Annotated in this window: 25 protein-coding genes; 23 read left to right on the top strand and 2 right to left on the bottom strand. The window is 38.1% G+C overall.

Annotated elements, in window-relative coordinates; all coding sequences use genetic code 11:
• Positions 1–164: 164 nt before the first annotated feature.
• The 13 genes from murA to DT250_RS08710 all read left to right on the top strand — a co-directional run bounded on the left by murA (position 165) and on the right by DT250_RS08710 (position 11,469).
• Positions 165–1,454 (top strand): UDP-N-acetylglucosamine 1-carboxyvinyltransferase, encoded by a 1,290-nt coding sequence (gene murA / locus DT250_RS08765; RefSeq protein WP_000413258.1) that lies wholly within the window; start codon positions 165–167, stop codon positions 1,452–1,454.
• A 116-nt stretch (positions 1,455–1,570) separates the two neighbouring features.
• Positions 1,571–2,536: a class II fructose-bisphosphatase gene (glpX, locus tag DT250_RS08760; protein ID WP_000442336.1), complete on the top strand. Its 966-nt coding sequence runs from the start codon at positions 1,571–1,573 to the stop codon at positions 2,534–2,536.
• A 393-nt stretch (positions 2,537–2,929) separates the two neighbouring features.
• On the top strand, positions 2,930–4,201 hold the full coding sequence (rho, locus tag DT250_RS08755) for a transcription termination factor Rho (RefSeq protein ID WP_001053898.1): 1,272 nt from the start codon (positions 2,930–2,932) through the stop codon (positions 4,199–4,201).
• A gap of 322 nt (positions 4,202–4,523) precedes the next feature.
• A complete protein-coding gene (locus DT250_RS08750; protein ID WP_000643447.1) occupies positions 4,524–4,769 on the top strand; it encodes a type B 50S ribosomal protein L31 in 246 nt (81 codons plus the stop codon).
• Between the two features lie 110 nt (positions 4,770–4,879).
• Positions 4,880–5,464 (top strand): thymidine kinase, encoded by a 585-nt coding sequence (locus DT250_RS08745; protein WP_000281084.1) that lies wholly within the window; start codon positions 4,880–4,882, stop codon positions 5,462–5,464.
• A 313-nt stretch (positions 5,465–5,777) separates the two neighbouring features.
• Positions 5,778–6,845 (top strand): peptide chain release factor 1, encoded by a 1,068-nt coding sequence (gene prfA, locus DT250_RS08740; protein ID WP_149212996.1) that lies wholly within the window; start codon positions 5,778–5,780, stop codon positions 6,843–6,845.
• Entirely contained in the window at positions 6,845–7,696 is an 852-nt protein-coding gene (gene prmC, locus DT250_RS08735; protein WP_149212938.1) for a peptide chain release factor N(5)-glutamine methyltransferase, read from the top strand. The genes prfA and prmC overlap by 1 nt, the downstream gene beginning before the upstream one ends.
• Positions 7,697–7,808: 112 nt before the next feature.
• Entirely contained in the window at positions 7,809–8,675 is an 867-nt protein-coding gene (gene spoIIR, locus DT250_RS08730; RefSeq protein ID WP_149212937.1) for a stage II sporulation protein R, read from the top strand.
• Between the two features lie 49 nt (positions 8,676–8,724).
• On the top strand, positions 8,725–9,183 hold the full coding sequence (locus tag DT250_RS08725; protein ID WP_088608232.1) for a GNAT family N-acetyltransferase: 459 nt from the start codon (positions 8,725–8,727) through the stop codon (positions 9,181–9,183).
• Positions 9,184–9,291: 108 nt separating this feature from the next.
• Complete coding sequence (locus DT250_RS08720; RefSeq protein WP_048560279.1) at positions 9,292–10,335, top strand: L-threonylcarbamoyladenylate synthase; 1,044 nt, start codon at positions 9,292–9,294, stop codon at positions 10,333–10,335.
• A gap of 74 nt (positions 10,336–10,409) precedes the next feature.
• A complete protein-coding gene (locus tag DT250_RS08715; RefSeq protein ID WP_048542694.1) occupies positions 10,410–10,958 on the top strand; it encodes a manganese efflux pump MntP in 549 nt (182 codons plus the stop codon).
• A 19-nt stretch (positions 10,959–10,977) separates the two neighbouring features.
• Complete coding sequence (locus DT250_RS32200; RefSeq protein WP_001037624.1) at positions 10,978–11,109, top strand: hypothetical protein; 132 nt, start codon at positions 10,978–10,980, stop codon at positions 11,107–11,109.
• An 81-nt stretch (positions 11,110–11,190) separates the two neighbouring features.
• Positions 11,191–11,469: a DUF3935 domain-containing protein gene (locus DT250_RS08710; protein ID WP_000197467.1), complete on the top strand. Its 279-nt coding sequence runs from the start codon at positions 11,191–11,193 to the stop codon at positions 11,467–11,469.
• Positions 11,470–11,567: 98 nt separating this feature from the next.
• On the opposite strand, the gene DT250_RS08705 is transcribed toward DT250_RS08710, so the two are convergent.
• Together DT250_RS08705 and DT250_RS08700 are read right to left on the bottom strand one after the other, a co-directional pair.
• Positions 11,568–12,179, bottom strand: coding sequence for a flavin reductase family protein (locus tag DT250_RS08705; protein ID WP_000949076.1), 612 nt, complete (start codon positions 12,177–12,179; stop codon positions 11,568–11,570).
• A gap of 159 nt (positions 12,180–12,338) precedes the next feature.
• Complete coding sequence (locus DT250_RS08700; protein WP_149212936.1) at positions 12,339–12,725, bottom strand: DoxX family protein; 387 nt, start codon at positions 12,723–12,725, stop codon at positions 12,339–12,341.
• Positions 12,726–13,112: 387 nt separating this feature from the next.
• Between DT250_RS08700 and DT250_RS08695 the strand changes: the two genes are divergently transcribed.
• The 10 genes from DT250_RS08695 to atpB all read left to right on the top strand — a co-directional run bounded on the left by DT250_RS08695 (position 13,113) and on the right by atpB (position 19,730).
• The gene (locus DT250_RS08695; RefSeq protein ID WP_000473649.1) at positions 13,113–13,610 is read left to right on the top strand and encodes a PTS sugar transporter subunit IIA; all 498 of its coding nucleotides are present in this window, start codon (positions 13,113–13,115) and stop codon (positions 13,608–13,610) included.
• 247 nt (positions 13,611–13,857) lie between these two features.
• The gene (locus tag DT250_RS08690; RefSeq protein WP_149212935.1) at positions 13,858–14,298 is read left to right on the top strand and encodes a low molecular weight protein arginine phosphatase; all 441 of its coding nucleotides are present in this window, start codon (positions 13,858–13,860) and stop codon (positions 14,296–14,298) included.
• A gap of 96 nt (positions 14,299–14,394) precedes the next feature.
• Positions 14,395–14,838 carry a ribose 5-phosphate isomerase B gene (gene rpiB / locus DT250_RS08685; protein ID WP_149212934.1) on the top strand — a complete coding sequence of 148 codons (444 nt, stop codon included), beginning with the start codon at positions 14,395–14,397 and terminating at the stop codon, positions 14,836–14,838.
• Between the two features lie 21 nt (positions 14,839–14,859).
• Positions 14,860–15,477 carry a TIGR01440 family protein gene (locus tag DT250_RS08680; protein ID WP_095205689.1) on the top strand — a complete coding sequence of 206 codons (618 nt, stop codon included), beginning with the start codon at positions 14,860–14,862 and terminating at the stop codon, positions 15,475–15,477.
• A 253-nt stretch (positions 15,478–15,730) separates the two neighbouring features.
• Positions 15,731–16,972, top strand: a complete 1,242-nt coding sequence (gene glyA, locus DT250_RS08675; RefSeq protein WP_000349796.1) for a serine hydroxymethyltransferase — start codon at positions 15,731–15,733, stop codon at positions 16,970–16,972.
• A 272-nt stretch (positions 16,973–17,244) separates the two neighbouring features.
• Positions 17,245–17,874 (top strand): uracil phosphoribosyltransferase, encoded by a 630-nt coding sequence (gene upp / locus DT250_RS08670; RefSeq protein WP_000517539.1) that lies wholly within the window; start codon positions 17,245–17,247, stop codon positions 17,872–17,874.
• Positions 17,875–18,246: 372 nt separating this feature from the next.
• Positions 18,247–18,360, top strand: coding sequence for a DUF4024 domain-containing protein (locus tag DT250_RS08665; protein WP_000232961.1), 114 nt, complete (start codon positions 18,247–18,249; stop codon positions 18,358–18,360).
• Between the two features lie 26 nt (positions 18,361–18,386).
• Positions 18,387–18,611, top strand: a complete 225-nt coding sequence (locus DT250_RS08660; RefSeq protein ID WP_001171220.1) for an AtpZ/AtpI family protein — start codon at positions 18,387–18,389, stop codon at positions 18,609–18,611.
• Positions 18,611–19,003: an ATP synthase subunit I gene (locus tag DT250_RS08655; RefSeq protein ID WP_000567600.1), complete on the top strand. Its 393-nt coding sequence runs from the start codon at positions 18,611–18,613 to the stop codon at positions 19,001–19,003. The genes DT250_RS08660 and DT250_RS08655 overlap by 1 nt, the downstream gene beginning before the upstream one ends.
• A gap of 7 nt (positions 19,004–19,010) precedes the next feature.
• Positions 19,011–19,730, top strand: a complete 720-nt coding sequence (gene atpB, locus DT250_RS08650; protein WP_000399874.1) for a F0F1 ATP synthase subunit A — start codon at positions 19,011–19,013, stop codon at positions 19,728–19,730.
• Positions 19,731–19,766 lie beyond the last annotated feature (36 nt).

Here is a 19,766-nt window from a genome sequence, read left to right as displayed (position 1 = left end):
AATTCGATGAATAGTTAATCTTTATCTATTCGTACTACGGGAGAAATGAAGATAATGGTTTCCTATTTATTGAGTGTTAGGGTGGAAAGAGTGATTGAGATTCTTAAGGGGAGCTTTCTATAAGGATATAGAAAGTAAATACATTCATAAGAAGGGAGCTCAATATGGAAAAATTGCTAATTGAAGGCGGAAGAGCTTTAAATGGAACAATTCGAGTGAGTGGTGCAAAGAACAGCGCCGTTGCACTAATTCCAGCGACAATTTTAGCAGATACTCCAGTAACTATTGGTGGTGTCCCTAATATTTCGGACGTGAAAATGTTAGGAGACTTGCTAGAGGAAATTGGAGGAAGAGTAGCTTATGGACAGGAGGAAGAGATGATAGTCGATCCTTCTAACATGGTTGCAATGCCTTTACCGAATGGAAAAGTGAAAAAATTGCGTGCTTCTTATTATTTAATGGGTGCGATGCTTGGCCGTTTTAAAAAAGCTGTTATTGGGCTTCCAGGTGGATGTCATTTAGGACCGAGGCCTATTGATCAGCATATTAAAGGATTTGAAGCGTTAGGTGCACATGTTACGAATGAACAGGGTGCGATTTATTTAAGAGCAGATGAATTGCGCGGGGCACGTATTTATTTAGATGTTGTTAGTGTAGGAGCTACAATTAATATTATGCTAGCAGCTGTGCGAGCGAAAGGTAGAACTGTTATTGAAAACGCAGCGAAAGAACCAGAGATTATTGATGTAGCTACATTGTTAACAAGCATGGGTGCACGCATTAAAGGTGCGGGCACAGATGTAATCCGAATTGATGGTGTGGATTCACTGCACGGTTGTCACCATACGATCATTCCGGATCGTATTGAAGCGGGTACGTATATGATTTTAGGAGCTGCATCAGGAGGAGAAATAACGGTTGATAATGTGATTCCGCAGCATTTAGAGTCAGTTACAGCGAAGTTAAGAGAAGCTGGTGTCCAAGTTGAAACGAACGATGACCAAATTACAGTGAACGGTAATAGAAGGTTAAAAGTAGTTGATATAAAAACGCTTGTATATCCAGGATTCCCAACAGATTTACAACAACCATTTACAACGCTTTTAACAAAGGCGCACGGAACGGGTGTTGTAACGGATACGATTTACGGCGCACGCTTTAAACACATTGATGAATTACGTCGTATGAATGCACAAATTAAAGTGGAAGGTCGTTCGGCAATTGTAACTGGTCCTGTTTTATTGCAAGGTGCAAAAGTGAAAGCAAGTGATTTGCGAGCTGGGGCGGCTCTTGTTATTGCAGGGTTAATGGCGGATGGAATTACAGAAGTAACCGGACTTGAGCATATTGATCGAGGTTATGAAAATATAGTAGACAAGCTTAAAGGTCTTGGCGCAAATATTTGGCGAGAACAAATGACAAGCCAAGAAATTGAAGAGATGAAGAACGCATAAGTGATACTTCCGCAAGGGGGAAGCGAAGCATCACTACTTGCGGAAGTATACTTTGTAGAGAAACACGGTTCACAAAATACGGCAGAAATATAAAGACTTAAAGGAGAGGGATTATCGTGGAAAGAAGTTTATCTATGGAGTTAGTACGTGTAACAGAGGCTGCAGCATTATCATCAGCGCGTTGGATGGGGCGCGGGAAAAAGGATGAGGCAGACGGTGCAGCAACATCAGCTATGCGTGATGTATTTGATACAATCCCGATGAAAGGTACAGTTGTAATTGGTGAAGGCGAGATGGACGAAGCACCAATGCTGTATATCGGAGAGAAATTAGGTACAGGATATGGACCACGTGTAGACGTTGCGGTTGATCCTTTAGAAGGGACAAACATCGTAGCAGCTGGTGGATGGAATGCTCTTGCTGTTATTGCAATTGCAGATCATGGTAATTTGTTACATGCTCCTGACATGTACATGGATAAAATCGCGGTTGGCCCAGAAGCGGTTGGGGCGGTCGATATTGATGCGCCTATTATCGATAACTTACGTGCGGTTGCGAAAGCGAAAAATAAAGATATTGAAGATGTTGTAGCGACAGTTTTAAACCGTCCACGTCATCAAGCGATTATCGAAGAAATTCGTAAAGCTGGTGCTCGTATTAAATTAATTAACGATGGCGATGTGGCTGGAGCAATTAACACTGCATTTGATCGCACAGGTGTAGATATTTTATTCGGCTCTGGTGGAGCACCTGAGGGTGTATTAGCAGCAGTTGCATTAAAATGTTTAGGTGGAGAAATCCACGGAAAGCTTCTGCCTCAAAATGAAGCTGAATTAGCTCGTTGTAAAAAAATGGGTATTGAAGATATAAATCGTATCCTTCGCATGGAAGACTTAGTAAAAGGTGACGATGCAATCTTTGCGGCAACAGGCGTAACAGACGGAGAACTATTACGCGGCGTTCAATTTAAAGGGAGCGTAGGAACAACACAATCCCTTGTTATGCGTGCAAAATCAGGCACAGTACGCTTCGTAGACGGACGTCATAGCTTGAATAAAAAACCAAACTTGGTTATTAAATAAAAAGTGCAAGCGGCTCGTTCAGAATCGCAGGGCATTGGAACTCTCGACCTTGAAGCGCTTTTTGCTTCGAGCGAGAGAGTGAAATGACCGGAGATTCTAGCCGCTGGAACTGGATTAAATAAAAGTGCAAGCAGCTCGTTCAGAATCGCAGGGCATTGTAGCTCCTGACCATTCTAGCTACTGGAACTAGGTTAAATAAAAGCGAAGACAAATTTTCTTGTCTTCGCTTCTTGTATTTGTGTTTCAACGTATTGATTAAAACTAGATAAAAGGGTTACAATAGTGAATATTACCCTACTTGAACTTATTGCCTTTCATTATTAATTATTTGCCTTCCGTATTTTTTCCCTTTACCCATGTGAAAAGAGAATAACGTTAAAGTGTGGTGTCTGAATGAATTTGTCAATTGCAGCATTAGAAAACATGAAATTAAAAGAGTTATACGAGCTTGCGAAAGAATTTAAGATTTCGTATTATAGCAAATTAACGAAAAAAGAGTTAATCTTCGCTATCCTAAAAGCTCGAGCAGAAAAAGAAGGTTTCTTCTTCATGGAAGGCGTATTAGAAATTATTCAATCAGAAGGATTTGGATTCCTACGTCCTATCAACTATTCTCCAAGCTCAGAAGATATTTATATCTCAGCTTCGCAAATTCGTCGTTTCGATTTACGTAATGGAGACAAGGTTTCTGGTAAAGTACGACCTCCGAAAGAAAATGAACGCTATTTTGGATTATTACAAGTTGAAGCTGTAAACGGAGATGATCCAGAGTCAGCAAAAGAGCGTGTGCATTTCCCTGCATTAACACCATTATACCCAGATCGCCAAATGAAATTGGAAACGGAACCGAAAAAGTTACCGACACGCATCATGGATTTAATCGCACCAGTTGGATTTGGACAACGTGGTTTAATTGTCGCGCCTCCAAAGGCTGGTAAAACAAGTCTATTAAAAGAAATCGCACACAGTGTTACAACAAATCACCCGGAAGCTGAATTAATTGTACTTTTAATTGATGAGCGTCCAGAGGAAGTAACAGACATTGAACGTTCTGTTAAAGGAGATGTTGTAAGCTCTACTTTTGATGAAGTGCCAGAAAATCATATTAAAGTAGCGGAACTTGTGTTAGAACGTGCAATGCGTCTTGTAGAGCACAAAAAAGATGTTATCATTTTAATGGATAGTATTACCCGTTTAGCGCGAGCTTACAACCTTGTTATTCCGCCAAGTGGTAGAACATTATCGGGTGGTATCGACCCAGCTGCCTTCCATAGACCGAAGCGTTTCTTTGGAGCTGCACGTAATATTGAAGAAGGCGGTAGCTTAACGATTTTAGCAACAGCGCTTGTTGATACAGGATCTCGTATGGACGATGTAATTTACGAAGAATTTAAAGGAACTGGAAATATGGAACTTCACTTAGATCGTTCATTAGCTGAGCGTCGTATCTTCCCGGCAATTGATATTCGCCGTTCTGGTACACGTAAAGAAGATCTATTAATTCCGAAAGAACATTTAGACAAGCTATGGGGTATTCGTAAAACAATGCGTGATACACCAGACTTTGTCGAAGGTTTCTTACGTAAACTTCGTCAAACAAAGACAAATGAAGAATTTTTACAAAACATTGTTGCAGACTCAAAAAGATATGTAACAACTAAGTAAAGGGAAAAGATTGGGACTCGCTTATTTTGTGGTAAGCGAGTTTTTTATGTTTTTTTAAGGGAATATTAGAGAGAGTAATATATGGGAAAAATTTTATTTTTTGAGATGAAAATTATATTTGGGTCGAGAGTTTGAAGTGTCCCGGATTCTGAACGAGCCGCTTGCGCTTTTAAATTTTAAAAAGACAAAAACAGGTAGTTGCAAAATGGAGTTAGCCTTGTTATAATTTCATCATATGTGTTTCATCAATATAGTTGTGTAAGCAGCTGAAGATGAAAAACTCTGTTTCGAAAATGATTCAGGGCGGAAGGAGATGAAAAGAATGAAAGCAGGAATCCATCCAAATTACAATAAAGTTGTATTTATGGACACGAACACAGGCTTCAAATTCTTAAGCGGGTCTACTAAAGGCTCTAGCGAAACTGTTGAGTGGGAAGATGGTAACACTTATCCATTACTAAAAATTGAGATCAGTTCTGATTCTCACCCATTCTACACTGGACGTCAGAAGTTTGCTACTGCAGACGGACGTGTTGACCGCTTCAATAAGAAATACGGTATCAAGTAATAAAGAACATAAAACAGGCAAGTGTATGTATTCGCTTGTCTGTTTTTTTTGCAAAAATATTAAACCTTTACCCTACTTTGGATTAGGAAAGTAGATGAAAGGAGAGCTCAATGTACTTAATGAATCAAAATGGTTGGATTGAAGTGATTTGCGGGAGTATGTTTTCTGGAAAATCAGAAGAGCTCATCCGCCGTATACGACGTACGCAATTTGCGAAACAACATGCGATTGTATTTAAACCATGTATTGATAATCGTTATAGTGAAGAAGACGTTGTATCACATAATGGATTAAAGGTTAAAGCAGTTCCTGTTTCAGCTTCAAAAGATATATTTAACCATGTAGCAGAAGAAATGGATGTTATTGCAATCGATGAGGTACAATTTTTTGATGGGGACATTGTGGAAGTGGTGCAAGTATTGGCAAATCGTGGCTATCGTGTCATTGTAGCTGGATTAGACCAAGATTTCCGTGGTCTACCATTTGGACAAGTTCCTCAGCTGATGGCGATTGCTGAACATGTAACTAAGTTGCAGGCAGTGTGTTCTGCATGCGGATCTCCTGCAAGTCGTACGCAACGTTTAATCGATGGAGAACCAGCGGCATTTGATGATCCAATTATTTTAGTTGGGGCTTCAGAATCGTATGAACCACGTTGTCGTCATTGTCATGCAGTACCTACAAAACAAAGATAAATGAAACTCGCTATGTAGAGCGGGTTTTTTTCGAAAATAGATGAAGATTGGTGGCCAGCTCTTCGTACAGCTAAGAACTTTAGCAGTCAGAGCTGAGCAAGCCGCTTGCGCTTTTAAATATTATCTAGCTCCAGCGGCTAGAATCTCCGGTCATTTCACTCTCTCGCTCGAAGCAAAGAGCGCTTCAAGGTCGAGAGTTCCAATGTCCTGCGATTCTGAGCAAGCCGCTTACGCTTTTAAATATAATTTGCGTTTTTTTGATTAAGTACCATATACTATTTGTATTAGATACTAGGATGTAGAGGTGAATGGTGTGTTAGATCGTTTGCAGGCTGTAGAAGATCGTTATGAGAAGTTAAATGAATTGTTAAGTGATCCAGAGATTATTAGCGATACCAATAAGCTTCGTGAGTATTCAAAGGAACAATCTGATATGCAGGAAACGGTAGAGGTGTACCGTGAGTATAAAGATGTTCGTGAGCAATTAAGAGATGCAAAAGCAATGTTAGAAGATAAGTTAGACGCTGATATGCGTGACATGGTAAAAGAAGAGGTTTCTGAATTAGAAGGGCAAGATAAAGAATTGTCAGAGCGTCTGAAAATTTTACTTGTTCCAAAAGACCCTAATGATGATAAAAACGTTATCGTTGAGGTTCGTGGTGCTGCTGGTGGTGACGAGGCCGCTTTATTTGCTGGTGATTTATATCGTATGTATAGCCGTTATGCTGAGGTACAAGGTTGGAAAACTGAAATTATCGAAGCGAGCTATACAGAGTTAGGCGGATATAAAGAGATTATCTTTATGATTAACGGTAAAGGTGCGTTCGCGAAGCTGAAATTCGAGAATGGTGCTCATCGTGTACAACGTGTTCCTGAAACGGAATCTGGTGGACGTATTCATACATCTACAGCAACTGTAGCTGTATTACCAGAGGCAGAAGAAGTAGAGATTAGTATTCATGAAAAAGATGTTCGTGTTGATACGTTTGCTTCTAGTGGTCCTGGTGGACAAAGTGTTAATACAACAATGTCAGCGGTACGTTTAACGCATTTACCGACTGGTGTAGTTGTATCGTGTCAGGATGAGAAATCACAAATCAAGAATAAAGAAAAAGCGATGAAAGTATTACGCGCACGTGTTTATGATAAGTTTAGACAAGAAGCGCAAGCTGAGTATGATCAAAACCGTAAACAAGCTGTTGGTACGGGTGATCGTTCAGAGCGTATTCGTACGTATAATTTCCCGCAAAACCGCGTTACAGACCATCGAATCGGTTTAACGATTCAAAAGCTAGATCAAATCTTACAAGGTAAGTTAGATGATTTCATCAATGCCTTAGTGATGGAAGATCAGGCTCAAAAGATGGAGGCAGCTGAGTAATGCGTGTCTATGAAGCCCTGAAATGGGCTTCTTCTTTTTTACAGGAAAATGGACGAGATGAAAATGCGGGAGAACTTGTCCTTTGTCATGTATTAAAGACGAACAGAACCGGAATGCTCATGAATATGCGTGAAGAAATAACTGTGGAACAAGAAACAAGTTTTACGGAGTTTATTCACAAGCATGTAGAAGGTATTCCTATTCAATATATGATTGGTTATGAAATGTTTTATGGACGGTCGTTCTTTGTGAATGAAGAAGTATTAATACCCAGACCGGAAACAGAAGAGCTTATAGTGGGAGTGTTAGAAAGAATCGAGCGTCATTTTGGTGATGAGAAACTGCATGTGGCGGACATCGGTACAGGTAGTGGAGCGATTTCTATTACGCTCGCTTTAGAAAATAAAAATCTTCATGTGTATACGGTAGATATTGCACAAGAGTCGATTGAAGTTGCAAAAGAAAATGCAAAAACCTTGGGCGCAGAAGTAACGTTCTATCATGGTGATTTATTGTCACCATTTTATAAAACAGGTCAAAAGTTAGATGTTGTTGTTTCAAACCCTCCATATATACCGGAAGAGGATTGGCGTGGCCTTTCTCCTGTGGTGAAAGAGCATGAGCCAAGGAGAGCACTTGTTGGCGGTGAAGACGGATTAGATTTCTATCGCCGTTTTATGGAAGAGTTGCCGAATGTGTTGCAGAAGAAAGCAATTGTGGCATTTGAAATTGGAGTAGGGCAAGGCGAGGATGTAAAAGGGTTGTTACAACAAGCTTTTCCACATGCTCATGTTGAGGTTGTTTTTGATATTAATGGAAAAGATCGTATGGTATTTGCAGAGATGGAGTAAGGTTCACACCTTACTCTATTTTTTTGTGGAAAAATTTATATAGATTTTGAATTTAATAGTTTAGAAAGATGAAAGTCTGTCCACACTGTTTGTAGAAGGGACGGTGGAGGAAATGAAAAAACAAGTTATTGCTTATCTTCTTCTATTACTAATTGGTGCACAGTTGCTTGTGCAGTTTGGATATATGAAAGCTGATGCGAAAGGGCCTTCAGTTATTCCGAAAGAGGCCGTTCGATTACGGATTTTAGCAAATAGTGATTCAGATAAAGATCAGGCCTTAAAGCGCAAAGTGCGTGATGAAGTAAAAGCACAAATTGATGGATGGGTAGCAGATTTAACTTCATTTGAAGAGGCACGTAAAGTCATTCAAAGTCATATTCCAGAAATCGAAAAAACAGTGGCAAATACGTTTAAAAAAGAAGGAAGTAAAGATTCATTTCAAGTGAAATTTAGTAAGAATGTAAAGTTCCCTACAAAGGTATATGGTAATTTTATTTATCCAGCAGGGGAATATGAGGCGGTATTGATTACAATTGGGGAAGGGGAAGGGGCAAACTGGTGGTGTGTATTATTTCCACCGATGTGTTTCTTAGATTTTTCAAGTGGTACAGCTGTAAGGAAAGAAGAACATGTTGTGAAGGCTGAATCTCCTGAAGAGGAGCAAGTAAAACAAATAGATGATGAAGAAGTAGTAAATACAGAAGAGAAAAAAGAGGATGAGGTGAAAGAAAAGAAAGCTGTAAAGCAGGAAGTCGCAAAAAAAGTAACAGCTTCTGAAAAGAAAGTAGTAAAAAATGAAACAAAAGTAGAAGAACAACCTGTAAGTAAAGAAGAAACAAAAACTGTGGAAAAAGTGGAGAAACCTGTGGAACAAAAGCAAGAAAAACAAAATGAGTATGTAAAAGTAGAGGAGGAAGAAGAAAAGCCAGAAGTTAAGTTATTTATTGTAGAAGCTTTTACATCTTTATTCTCTAAATAGTACTATTAGTAGGTCCCTTCTCATATATAACAAAGAGGAGGGATTTACTATGAAGAAAGTATATTTTGCTACGAAAACAGATGTGGAAAGATTGCATTCTTTTTTCGGACAAGCTAATAAAAAAGATGATAAAATAAATGAGTTGTACGCGCAATTTATGATTTTGGAAGAGGCGGAAGAAATACGGGCTGTCATCGGATATGAACAAAGTGAAGAACACGCACTGATTCGTTCTTGTTTATTCACACCTAATGTGGATAAACAGACTTTCTTATATTTTTTTGAAATGTTTTTGCAGTATATGAACGAAAAAAATATTCGACAATTGTACTTACTAACAAATCATCCACAATCTATAACAATCTTTCAGTTTTTTGACTTTGTTACTATAGAGAAAGAAAACGTACCAGAGGGAATTCGACAGTTAGAACACTTTTGTAAAAATATAAAAGAGCCAAATGCAATAATACTAAATTGTCAGCTATTCACAAAGTTATCCACGGATTAATTAGGTTTATCCACATTTTGTGGATAAACCTTGTTTGTCTTTTGGATAAATCTCATAGTAAACTAAAAATAGACAAGTATTTCAGGGTAGAAAAGGACGTGGGAAAAAATGCATACAAATATGTGGGTTGTGGATAATGTTGTGGAAAGAAAAAAATATTATCCACAGTTACAAGAAGCAGCAAAATTATTAAGGGAAAATGAGGCGATTGCCTTCCCTACAGAAACGGTATATGGACTAGGTGCAAACGCGATGAATGATGAAGCAATTGCGAAAATTTTTGAAGCGAAAGGAAGACCGAGTGATAATCCACTTATTGTCCACATCGGTACAAAATCACAGTTAGATGGGATTGTGAAAGAAATCCCGCCAGTTGCAGAGAAGTTAATGGAGCATTTTTGGCCAGGCCCGTTAACAATTATTTTACCTAGAAAAGAAGGGATTTCAGAGAAGGTGACGGCAGGACTTAATACGGTTGGAGTAAGAATGCCTGATCATCCAGTAGCGCTTGCTCTTATTGAAGAGGCAAATGTGCCTGTTGCAGCACCGAGTGCGAATCGCTCTGGGCGCCCAAGTCCGACACTAGCTTCTCACGTATATGAAGATTTAAATGAGAAAATTGCAGGTATTGTAGATGGTGGTGCGACGGGAGTAGGTGTTGAATCGACTGTAATTGATTGTACGAGCGAGGTTCCAACGATATTACGCCCAGGTGGGATTACGAAAGAACAATTAGAAGCGGTAATCGGTACTGTTTCTTTAGATCCGGCTTTAAAGGACGAGAAGGAAAAACCGAAATCACCTGGAATGAAATATACACATTATGCACCGAAAGCGCCGCTTAGTATTGTTGAGGGCTCACGTGAATTTATTCAGCTTATTGTGGATAAGAAAAAGGAAGAAGGATTTAAAGTAGGTGTATTAACGACGGAAGAATATCAGCATGTATATAGCGCGGATGTTGTATTATCTTGTGGTGTTCGAAGTGATTTAGCTAGCGTTGCGACTAAATTATATGATGTACTTAGAACGTTTGATGCAAGTGAAGTGGATGTTATTTTTAGTGAATCATTCCCGAATGAAGGAATAGGGAATGCCATTATGAATCGCTTAACGAAAGCGGCAGGCCATCAGGTTATTACTGAATCGTAAGGTACGATTAGCAAACCGAATATTTCTCCTCGGATAAGCATATTTTGAAGTAGCACGTCCGAGGAGGGACATGAATGACGTTTGAACAGCTAATACCTTTAATAATTATGGCATTCGCTTTAGGGATGGATGCGTTCTCGGTGAGTCTTGGTATGGGGATGATGACCTTAAAGTTAAGACAAATCCTGTATATCGGTATGACTATAGGGATATTTCATATTATCATGCCATTTATAGGGATGGTATTAGGTCGTTTTTTATCAGAACAGTATGGAGACATTGCACATTTTGCAGGTGCTATTTTATTAATTGGACTAGGATTCTATATTGTGTATTCATCTATTTTGGAGAATGAAGAGACTAGAACGGCCCCTATTGGAATTAGTTTATTCGTATTTGCATTTGGCGTTAGTATAGATAGTTTTTCAGTAGGCCTTAGTCTTGGTATTTACGGGGCGCAGACAATTATTACGATATTACTTTTTGGATTTGTTAGTATGTTATTAGCGTGGATTGGTTTATTAATTGGTAGACATGCAAAAGATATGCTCGGCACATATGGCGAGATAGTAGGTGGTATCATTCTCGTTGGATTTGGATTATATCTCCTTTTTCCTATATAATTTTAAATAGGAGGGAGTTATGAATAAATTATTGGAATGGTATATTCGATTTTTAACTTTTTTCCCTAGGTGGTTAAGACGGCTTGTTATTTGGGGTATTATTTTGCAAATTTCAATTTTAGGTTGGATGAAGTTAATTCGCGAATGGTAAGATAGCTCCTTTCTGTCCATAGTTTTATTTATACTATACTGATTGCGCTAAAAAATTATAGATATAGAAAGGATGAGATGAATGACGAGATTGAAGCAAGTTTTTGGTATTATTATTAGTTTTTTTGTTTTTTGGTTTAGTATGCTCGGTGTACAAATGTTTGCTGAGTTTTTAGATATTGAGTCATTGAAGTTTGTTGCGGGAAAAACGGAGGCAGCGCGTGCCTTTTATTCTCCGTATCCGTTTATAATCGTTTTTCTTATTACATTGCTTTCCCTATATTTCTTAGTAATTAAGCTTGGGAAACCGAAAAAAGAGAAAGTACCTACTTTAGAGGAAAAAAAGGAAGAATTACAATGATAAAATCCCTTGCTAAATAGCAGGGGATTTTATGTTTGAGTGATGGAAGTAATTGAGTTACATTCGCTTTTAGATATATCCAGTTCCAGCGTCCACTTTTAAACAGGCCTCACCAATTCAAATTGTTCTCCTAGTTTTGCGTAGTTGTGTCCTGCTAGGCGGCTTACTGGTTTTAGTCCTTCTGCATGAATGCGGCCGTTTTCGTATAGGTGTTCTGCGACGTGGAAACGAACGACGCGTCCGATTAGTAGATCGCAAGCTGGTGAGTCTTCTGTTCCGCCAAGAGGGATTGCGCGTTCTAGTACGCACTCCATTCGAATATTTGCTTCTTTTACACCTGGAACGGAGATAACATCACTTTCAATTGGTGTTAGTTTTGCTAGTTCAATTTCGCTTTCATTTGGCGGGAGGTTAGCCGCTGTTTCGTTAATTGCTTCTACGTAAGATTCATCAGAAATATGTACGACAAACTCACCCTTTTCGATTGCGTTTCGAGAAGTATCTTTCGGTGTACCTGCTTTTCGTTGTACAGAAACTGAGATAAGTGGTGGATTAGCAGCAACAATATTGAAATAGCTATACGGTGCTCCGTTTAATACGCCGTCTTTTGTTACAGAAGTAACGAATGCGACAGGGCGTGGAATGATACTTCCCGTTAATAATTTGTAATTCTCTTTTTCCGTTTGTTCATTTGGATTAATTGATAACATGCGTAAAATCCCCTTTCTAAATATGACGACTTATTGTTTGTTTACAAGATGTTAGTGGAAAACTCCTGCTGAAAATAATATTTTTATTACATAAAAAGAACTTACTTCATTGTGATTGAAGTAAGTTCCGTCTAAATAATCTCGAATTCAAGATAAAAATTATAATAAAACGTATGCGCCAGGTCCGATTAAAGCTACACCAATCGCAACAGCGATTAACATTAAATTGTATTCATATCCGTTTTGTGTTACCCAGTAACCATTTTTTCCGTGAACAGTGAAGATTGCCATTAACATTGTTCCAACGATAAATAATGAACCAATTGCAGTGAAAATACCTGATGCGAATAAGAAGCCACCTAATAATTCAGTTGCGCCAGCCATAAATGCCATGAATACACCAGGACGTAAACCGATTGACTCCATCCAGCCGCCTGTTCCTTTTAAACCGTAACCACCGAACCAACCAAATAGTTTTTGAGCACCATGACCCATGAATGTAATACCTATAATAAGACGAATAATAAGAAGACCGACATCCATCATTTCAAAAAACCTCCTAAAAGTTATTAACTTATCTTATGTAAGTAATAATAAAATAGTTACTTACTTTAGTCAAGTGGATTTCGAAAAAAGTTTGAAAATAATTTTACAAATTAGCGACAAAAAGCAAAATGTAGTAAAGACCTCTAGACAAGTTGGGTAAAAAAAGAGAAAATATAAGTAGAAGTTAACTTCTTATTGTTATTCAGACAATCAGAATTGACTGGAATTTTGCAAAGAGCTACAATAAGAGTCTATTAGTAATGACGTAATTTATTTCGAAAGCGTTTTTACAGTATAATATTCGAAGTATGAAGTCTTACATGTATCCCGAGTTTTACTAGGGATTGCCCTATAAACTTTTAGGTAAATTATAAGGAGGACTATCCTATGTTTAAAAAATTATTCGGTTTTGGTTCAAAAACAAATGAAGAAACAATCGTAGCTCCATTAACTGGAGCAGTGAAAAATATTGAAGAAGTACCAGATCCAGTATTCGCTGGTCGTATGATGGGTGAAGGTGTTGCAATCGATCCTACTGAAGGTGTAGTTGTATCTCCAGTTGATGGTGAAATCGTACAATTATTCCACACAAAACATGCTGTAGGAATTAAAGCGAAAAACGGTACAGAAATTTTAATCCACGTTGGATTAGAAACTGTAAAAATGGAAGGCGAAGGTTTCGAAGCTCACGTTTCTGAAGGCCAAGCTGTAAAAGCTGGAGATAAATTAATCTCATTCGACTTAGAATTAATCCGTGAAAAAGCGAAAAGTACAATTACTCCAATCGTTATTACAAACACAGATGCAGCTGAGTCTATTAAAACAACTGTAGGCGTAACAGCTACAAAAGGTTCAACAGAAGTAATGAAAGTTACAATGAAATAATTATTGTATAAGAGGAATCCGTTTCGTATGAAATGGATTCCTTCTTTTGTTTTGTAGTACGCTTGCTATGTATGTTAAAATACTCTAGGCACTTGGAAATAGGGTTTCACATATATGTGGATAAGGCGCATTTTTCTTAGAAAAAATATAAGAGAAATGCGCCTTTCGTATATTCACATTTCTTTTGTTCTATTCTTATGTACGTTATGATGAAAGATAGGAAAAAGAAGAAAAGGGGTGGGTTTGGATGGAACGAGTATTATTTATTTGCACTGGAAATACATGCCGTAGCCCGATGGCTGAGGCGTTACTTCGTCATCATGGAGAAGGGAAGTTTGAAGTGCAATCTGCTGGTGTTTTCGCCTATCCTGGAAGTGATGCGTCGATATATGCAAAGGAAGCTTTAGCTGAAAAGGGAATTACAATCGATCATGCTTCGCAACAGATAAATGAAGCTTTGATTGATTGGGCAGATATTGTAGTAACAATGACGGAAAACCATAAGCAAATTGTACTTGGGCATTATCCGAGTGTTGAAAAGAAAGTGGATACATTATATGGAGTAACTAAGGGGATAAGTAAGGATATTTCAGATCCATTTGGCGGTTCACTTTCTATTTATAAAGAAACGTTAGAAGAGATGGAAAAACTTGTACAAACTTTACTGAAAAAACATTCAGAAGGTTGATGTTTCGTGTATAATACGATATTGGAGATTACTTCGTTCCGTTAAGGTAACGAGTGAGAAATGAAGATAATTGATTGAAACTTTGGAGGGGTAAAAATGAAAGTAGTAGTAGCATCTGATCACGGCGGTATGAATATCCGTAAAGAACTTGTAAGTTTATTAGAAGAGTTAAATATTGAATATATTGATTTAGGTTGTGAATGTGAAGCTGGTTCTGTTGATTACCCTGATTTTGCGTTTCCAGCAGCGGAAATGGTAGCGCATGGCGAGGTAGATCGTGGTATTTTAGTTTGTGGGACAGGCATCGGTATGTCAATTGCAGCAAACAAAGTAAATGGTATTCGTTGTGCATTAGTTCATGATACTTTCAGTGCGAAAGCAACGAGAGAGCATAATGATACGAACATGTTAGCAATGGGCGAGCGTGTAATTGGTGCAGGTCTAGCACGTGACATCGCAAAAATTTGGTTAACAACTGACTATGAAGGTGGTCGTCACGAAAACCGCGTAGGAAAAATTAAAACATACGAAACAAAGTAATAGATTCTAACTAGAAGTAGTATGAAATATAATTTGGTGAACCAACCTGTGAAAGGAAGAGGCGTAATGACAGAAATCGTAAAGGTAAGAGAACAGTTACAAATTTCGCTTGCTGATTTCCAAGAACAAGCTTCATTACAAAGTGGTCAAATTTTTGTAGTGGGGTGTAGCACGAGCGAAGTGCTAGGAGAAAGAATTGGGACATCAGGAACGATGGAAGTAGCAGAGGCGATTTTTTCTGAGTTAAAACAATTTCAAGAGCAAACAGGTATTGAGTTGGCGTTTCAATGTTGTGAGCATTTAAACCGTGCTTTAGTAGTTGAGAGAGAGTTGGCGATGAAATATCAATTTGAAATTGTAACAGTTACGCCTGTTAGATCAGCAGGTGGTGCATTAGCAACATATGCGTATCACAATTTGAAAGATCCGGTAGTAATTGAGTTTATTAAAGCAGATGCAGGAATGGATATTGGTGATACATTTATCGGTATGCATTTAAAGCATGTAGCTGTTCCGGTTCGTACAGGTGTGAAGGAAATTGGAAGTGCGCATGTAACGATGGCAACGACACGTGGAAAACTAATTGGTGGAGCACGTGCTGTTTATGCGGCGAAGGAAGAGACTATAACTTGCCGTTAGACATGAAAAATTATAAAGTCGCATAATAGCTTTATATCGAAAGATAAAAGGTATGTAGTCTGACTTTATAATAGAAGAAAGAAAAGACCGATTTTCGGTCTTTTTTTTCTTTTATGATATAGAAAGTCATGTTAGAATGTAGTTGAAAACATGAAGGTTCGAAAGAATTACAACCTGAATTTTCGTTTTTTCTGAATAAATGAGAAAAAACTATTGGGAATCGATGTAATTCGTTCAGAAAAGGGGGATTTTGGTGGATCATTTAAAACGTCAAGATGAAAAGGTATTTGCTGCAATTGAGGCGGAACTAGGAAGACAGCGTTCAAAGATTGAGTTAATTGCTTCGGAAAACTTCGTAAGTGAAGCAGTAATGGAGGCGCAAGGTTCTGTTTTAACGAATAAGTATGCTGAGGGATATCCTGGAAAACGTTACTATGGTGGCTGTGAGCACGTAGACGTAGTGGAAGATATCGCACGTGATCGCGCGAAAGAAATTTTTGGTGCAGAGCATGTAAATGTTCAGCCACATTCTGGTGCACAAGCGAACATGGCAGTATACTTTACGATTTTAGAGCAAGGCGATACAGTACTTGGTATGAATTTATCTCATGGTGGTCACTTAACACACGGAAGCCCTGTTAACTTCAGTGGAGTACAATATAATTTCGTAGAATATGGCGTGGATGCTGAATCTCACCGTATTAATTACGATGATGTATTAGCAAAAGCGAAAGAACATAAACCAAAATTAATCGTTGCAGGTGCAAGTGCATATCCTCGTGTTATCGATTTCAAACGATTCCGTGAGATTGCAGATGAAGTGGGTGCATACTTTATGGTTGATATGGCACATATCGCTGGTTTAGTAGCTGCTGGTTTACATCCAAACCCAGTACCACACGCACATTTCGTTACAACGACAACACATAAAACATTACGTGGTCCACGTGGTGGTATGATTTTATGTGAAGAGCAATTTGCAAAACAAATTGATAAATCAATCTTCCCTGGTATTCAAGGTGGTCCACTTATGCACGTAATCGCTGCAAAAGCTGTTGCATTTGGTGAGACACTACAAGATGATTTTAAAACATATGCACAAAATATCATTAATAATGCGAATCGCTTAGCTGAAGGTCTTCAAAAAGAAGGACTTACACTTGTTTCTGGTGGAACAGACAATCATTTAATCCTGATTGATGTTCGTAACTTAGAAATCACAGGTAAAGTAGCAGAGCACGTGTTAGATGAAGTTGGTATTACAGTGAACAAAAATACAATTCCATTTGAAACAGCAAGCCCATTTGTAACAAGCGGTGTACGTATCGGTACTGCAGCTGTAACATCTCGTGGTTTCGGTTTAGAAGAAATGGATGAAATTGCGTCACTTATTGCTTACACATTAAAAAATCATGAAAATGAAGCTGCATTAGAAGAAGCAAGTAAGCGTGTAGAAGCGTTAACGAGCAAATTCCCAATGTACACAGACCTATAATAGATTAAAGAAGACTGCTGAGACGTAATTGTTTTGGCAGTTTTTTTTGGGGACATATATTGTTCTTTAAGTATGTATACAAATGATGAATAAATTTTGGCGATATAATGAAGGATACAGCTCCCATAATTGGTAAAGATACTAGATAGATTCATCGTAAAATCATGATTTTGCCAAATTTGCCCTTGAATATTAGTAGCGTTTTCTTTACAATCGTAAATAGTGTAAAAAAGCGTGCAAACGCATGAATATCATCTAAAGGAGAGATTCACATGGGAAAACTGTATGTATTTGATCACCCGTTAATTCAACATAAGATTACATATATTCGCGATAAGAATACAGGTACGAAAGATTTTCGTGAATTAGTGGACGAAGTAGCAAGTTTAATGGCTTTCGAAATTACTCGCGATCTTCCACTTAAAGACATTGAAATTGAAACACCTGTAAGCAAAGCGACAACAAAAGTGATCGCTGGTAAAAAGCTTGGTTTAATTCCGATTTTACGTGCAGGTTTAGGAATGGTTGATGGAATTCTGAAATTAATTCCAGCAGCAAAAGTAGGACACGTTGGTTTATACCGTGACCCTAAAACATTGCAACCGGTAGAATACTATGTGAAACTTCCAACGGATGTAGAAGAACGTGACTTTATCGTACTAGATCCGATGCTAGCAACAGGTGGTTCTGCAGCTGAAGCAATTAACTCTCTGAAAAAGCGCGGTGCAAAACAAATTAAATTAATGTGTATCGTTGCAGCTCCTGAAGGAGTAAAAGTAGTACAAGAAGAACATCCTGATGTTGATATTTATGTAGCAGCATTAGATGAGAAATTAAATGATCACGGATATGTAGTACCAGGTCTTGGTGATGCTGGTGACCGTTTATTCGGAACGAAGTAAGACAACTGACGAGAGGGGATTCCCCTCTCGTTTTTTTGTACTCTGATGAGGTAGGGGAGGGGGGATAAATATACATAGTATATACAACATAAGTTGAATACACACCACATATAATATAGAAGTCTTACGTCTAAAGAGCACTATATTATGGAAGGAAAGCGTTATATCGTAAAAATATAATAGTGACAAACTTGTGAACATTTCCTTCTATTATAATGAGAAAACTGCTAGAAATTGCATATCTCTAACCAGTATTTAGAAGGGGAACGTTTTCATTTTTGGGAGGAAATGACTAATACTCAAATTTTTTGATTTTTTACGATTTCTCGTTGACACTGTTAATACCCTATTGTATGCTAACAACGGGGATAGATGGTAGGGCTTTCAGTGACAAAAATACATCTATTCCGTGACGAAAATGTAAACTTTTTATTTTGTATAGGATTTATGCAGAAAAATGAGTTATTATTAACACATCGTGAATGAGGGTTACATATTGGAGGGATGAATCCTTGCAAAAAAACGATCGCAGCCATATAAAAGCTTATGCTTTAATGTCAGGTATTCTTGCTCAGTTAGTCGGTTCTATTCTTATTGGAATCTTTGGTGGGCAGTGGATTGATAGTAAGGTTGGAACGTTTCCGTTGTTTCTTATTATAGGGTTATTACTCGGATTAGGAACAGGGATATACGCAATGATTCGACTCATTCGACATTACTATTCGGGAGAGCAATGATGATAGACGTACATGGACTTGTCCAAAGACAAAAGAAATATATGTACTACTTGCTTGCGCTTCTAGTGCTAGGATGGGGATTCACCTCTTACAAGGATGTATTTCTTGGGCTGATTATCGGAACGATTTTCAGTTTTCTTAGTTTGCGCATCATTGCACGTAGAACAGACAAGCTGTTGGATCGCGTAACAAATGGAGAAAACGTGAAGTTTAAGGCGACAGCGGTAAGTACATATTCGAGATTCGCCACGATTGGATTATTAATTTTATTTGCAGCCAAATATCAAGAGTTAATTGCGATGTGGGGCCTAGGTGTAGGATTGCTGACAGGATACCTTGTCATGATCATAGATTTTCTTTATTTAGAGTATAAGAGCAGGGAAGAGAGGTGAATTACTAGTGGAACACGGTAAATTAGTTGAATTTCTAGGTTTAACGTTCGATTTGTCATCAGTTATGATGGTTACTGTAGCAGCAGTTATTGTTTTCTTAATCGCTGTTATCGGAACTCGCAGTTTAGCCCTTCGCCCAACCGGGATGCAAAACTTCATGGAATGGGTGTTTGACTTCGTGAAAGGGATTATCAATAGTACGATGGATTGGAAAACAGGTGGACGTTTCTTAACGCTTGGCGTTACGCTTATCATGTTTATCATCGTATCGAACTTCCTTGGTTTACCATTCATGTATTCAACAGTTGAGGCTGGCGAACATATTGCATGGTGGAGATCACCAACGTCTGATCCAGCAGTTGCATTAACATTAGCCGTGATGGTAGTTACCCTCACCCATTATTATGGAATTAAGATGAAGGGTACGAAAGAATACGTAAAAGGTTATTTCCAACCTATGAAATTCTTATTCCCATTAAAGGTTATTGAGGAGTTTGCTAACACATTAACGTTAGGTCTTCGTTTATTCGGTAACATTTATGCAGGTGAGATCTTATTAGGGTTACTTGCTAAGTTAGGCGGGGCATCATTCCTTGGAGCATTAGGTGCGCTTGTACCAATGTTAGCATGGATGGGATTCAGTGTATTCGTTGGATCAATCCAGTCATTTATTTTCGTTATGTTAACGATGGTTTATATGGCTCATAAAGTAAGCCATGACCATTAATATAATTTAAGTAAGAAAAAATTTATTTTTTTATAA

This window comes from Bacillus sp. AR2-1, from assembly GCF_008368755.1.
GTDB lineage: Bacteria > Bacillota > Bacilli > Bacillales > Bacillaceae_G > Bacillus_A > Bacillus_A wiedmannii.
The sequence above is the reverse complement of the archived record's forward strand: the minus strand, read 5'-3'. Positions and strand labels throughout refer to the sequence as shown.

What these genes read in the sequence shown, in the direction of transcription:
- DT250_RS08665 (WP_000232961.1), top strand. Translation starts at nt 18,247, where the DNA reads ATGGTAGGGCTTTCAGTGACAAAAATACATCTATTCCGTGACGAAAAT.
- DT250_RS08750 (WP_000643447.1), top strand. Translation starts at nt 4,524, where the DNA reads ATGAAAGCAGGAATCCATCCAAATTACAATAAAGTTGTATTTATGGAC.
- upp (WP_000517539.1), top strand. Translation starts at nt 17,245, where the DNA reads ATGGGAAAACTGTATGTATTTGATCACCCGTTAATTCAACATAAGATT.
- DT250_RS08705 (WP_000949076.1), bottom strand. Translation starts at nt 12,179, where the DNA reads ATGTTATCAATTAATCCAAATGAACAAACGGAAAAAGAGAATTACAAA.
- DT250_RS08695 (WP_000473649.1), top strand. Translation starts at nt 13,113, where the DNA reads ATGTTTAAAAAATTATTCGGTTTTGGTTCAAAAACAAATGAAGAAACA.
- DT250_RS08715 (WP_048542694.1), top strand. Translation starts at nt 10,410, where the DNA reads ATGACGTTTGAACAGCTAATACCTTTAATAATTATGGCATTCGCTTTA.
- spoIIR (WP_149212937.1), top strand. Translation starts at nt 7,809, where the DNA reads ATGAAAAAACAAGTTATTGCTTATCTTCTTCTATTACTAATTGGTGCA.
- DT250_RS08710 (WP_000197467.1), top strand. Translation starts at nt 11,191, where the DNA reads ATGACGAGATTGAAGCAAGTTTTTGGTATTATTATTAGTTTTTTTGTT.
- DT250_RS08690 (WP_149212935.1), top strand. Translation starts at nt 13,858, where the DNA reads ATGGAACGAGTATTATTTATTTGCACTGGAAATACATGCCGTAGCCCG.
- DT250_RS08720 (WP_048560279.1), top strand. Translation starts at nt 9,292, where the DNA reads ATGCATACAAATATGTGGGTTGTGGATAATGTTGTGGAAAGAAAAAAA.
- rpiB (WP_149212934.1), top strand. Translation starts at nt 14,395, where the DNA reads ATGAAAGTAGTAGTAGCATCTGATCACGGCGGTATGAATATCCGTAAA.
- DT250_RS08700 (WP_149212936.1), bottom strand. Translation starts at nt 12,725, where the DNA reads ATGATGGATGTCGGTCTTCTTATTATTCGTCTTATTATAGGTATTACA.
- DT250_RS08745 (WP_000281084.1), top strand. Translation starts at nt 4,880, where the DNA reads ATGTACTTAATGAATCAAAATGGTTGGATTGAAGTGATTTGCGGGAGT.
- DT250_RS08725 (WP_088608232.1), top strand. Translation starts at nt 8,725, where the DNA reads ATGAAGAAAGTATATTTTGCTACGAAAACAGATGTGGAAAGATTGCAT.
- murA (WP_000413258.1), top strand. Translation starts at nt 165, where the DNA reads ATGGAAAAATTGCTAATTGAAGGCGGAAGAGCTTTAAATGGAACAATT.
- prmC (WP_149212938.1), top strand. Translation starts at nt 6,845, where the DNA reads ATGCGTGTCTATGAAGCCCTGAAATGGGCTTCTTCTTTTTTACAGGAA.
- rho (WP_001053898.1), top strand. Translation starts at nt 2,930, where the DNA reads ATGAATTTGTCAATTGCAGCATTAGAAAACATGAAATTAAAAGAGTTA.
- DT250_RS08655 (WP_000567600.1), top strand. Translation starts at nt 18,611, where the DNA reads ATGATAGACGTACATGGACTTGTCCAAAGACAAAAGAAATATATGTAC.
- DT250_RS08680 (WP_095205689.1), top strand. Translation starts at nt 14,860, where the DNA reads ATGAAATATAATTTGGTGAACCAACCTGTGAAAGGAAGAGGCGTAATG.
- DT250_RS32200 (WP_001037624.1), top strand. Translation starts at nt 10,978, where the DNA reads ATGAATAAATTATTGGAATGGTATATTCGATTTTTAACTTTTTTCCCT.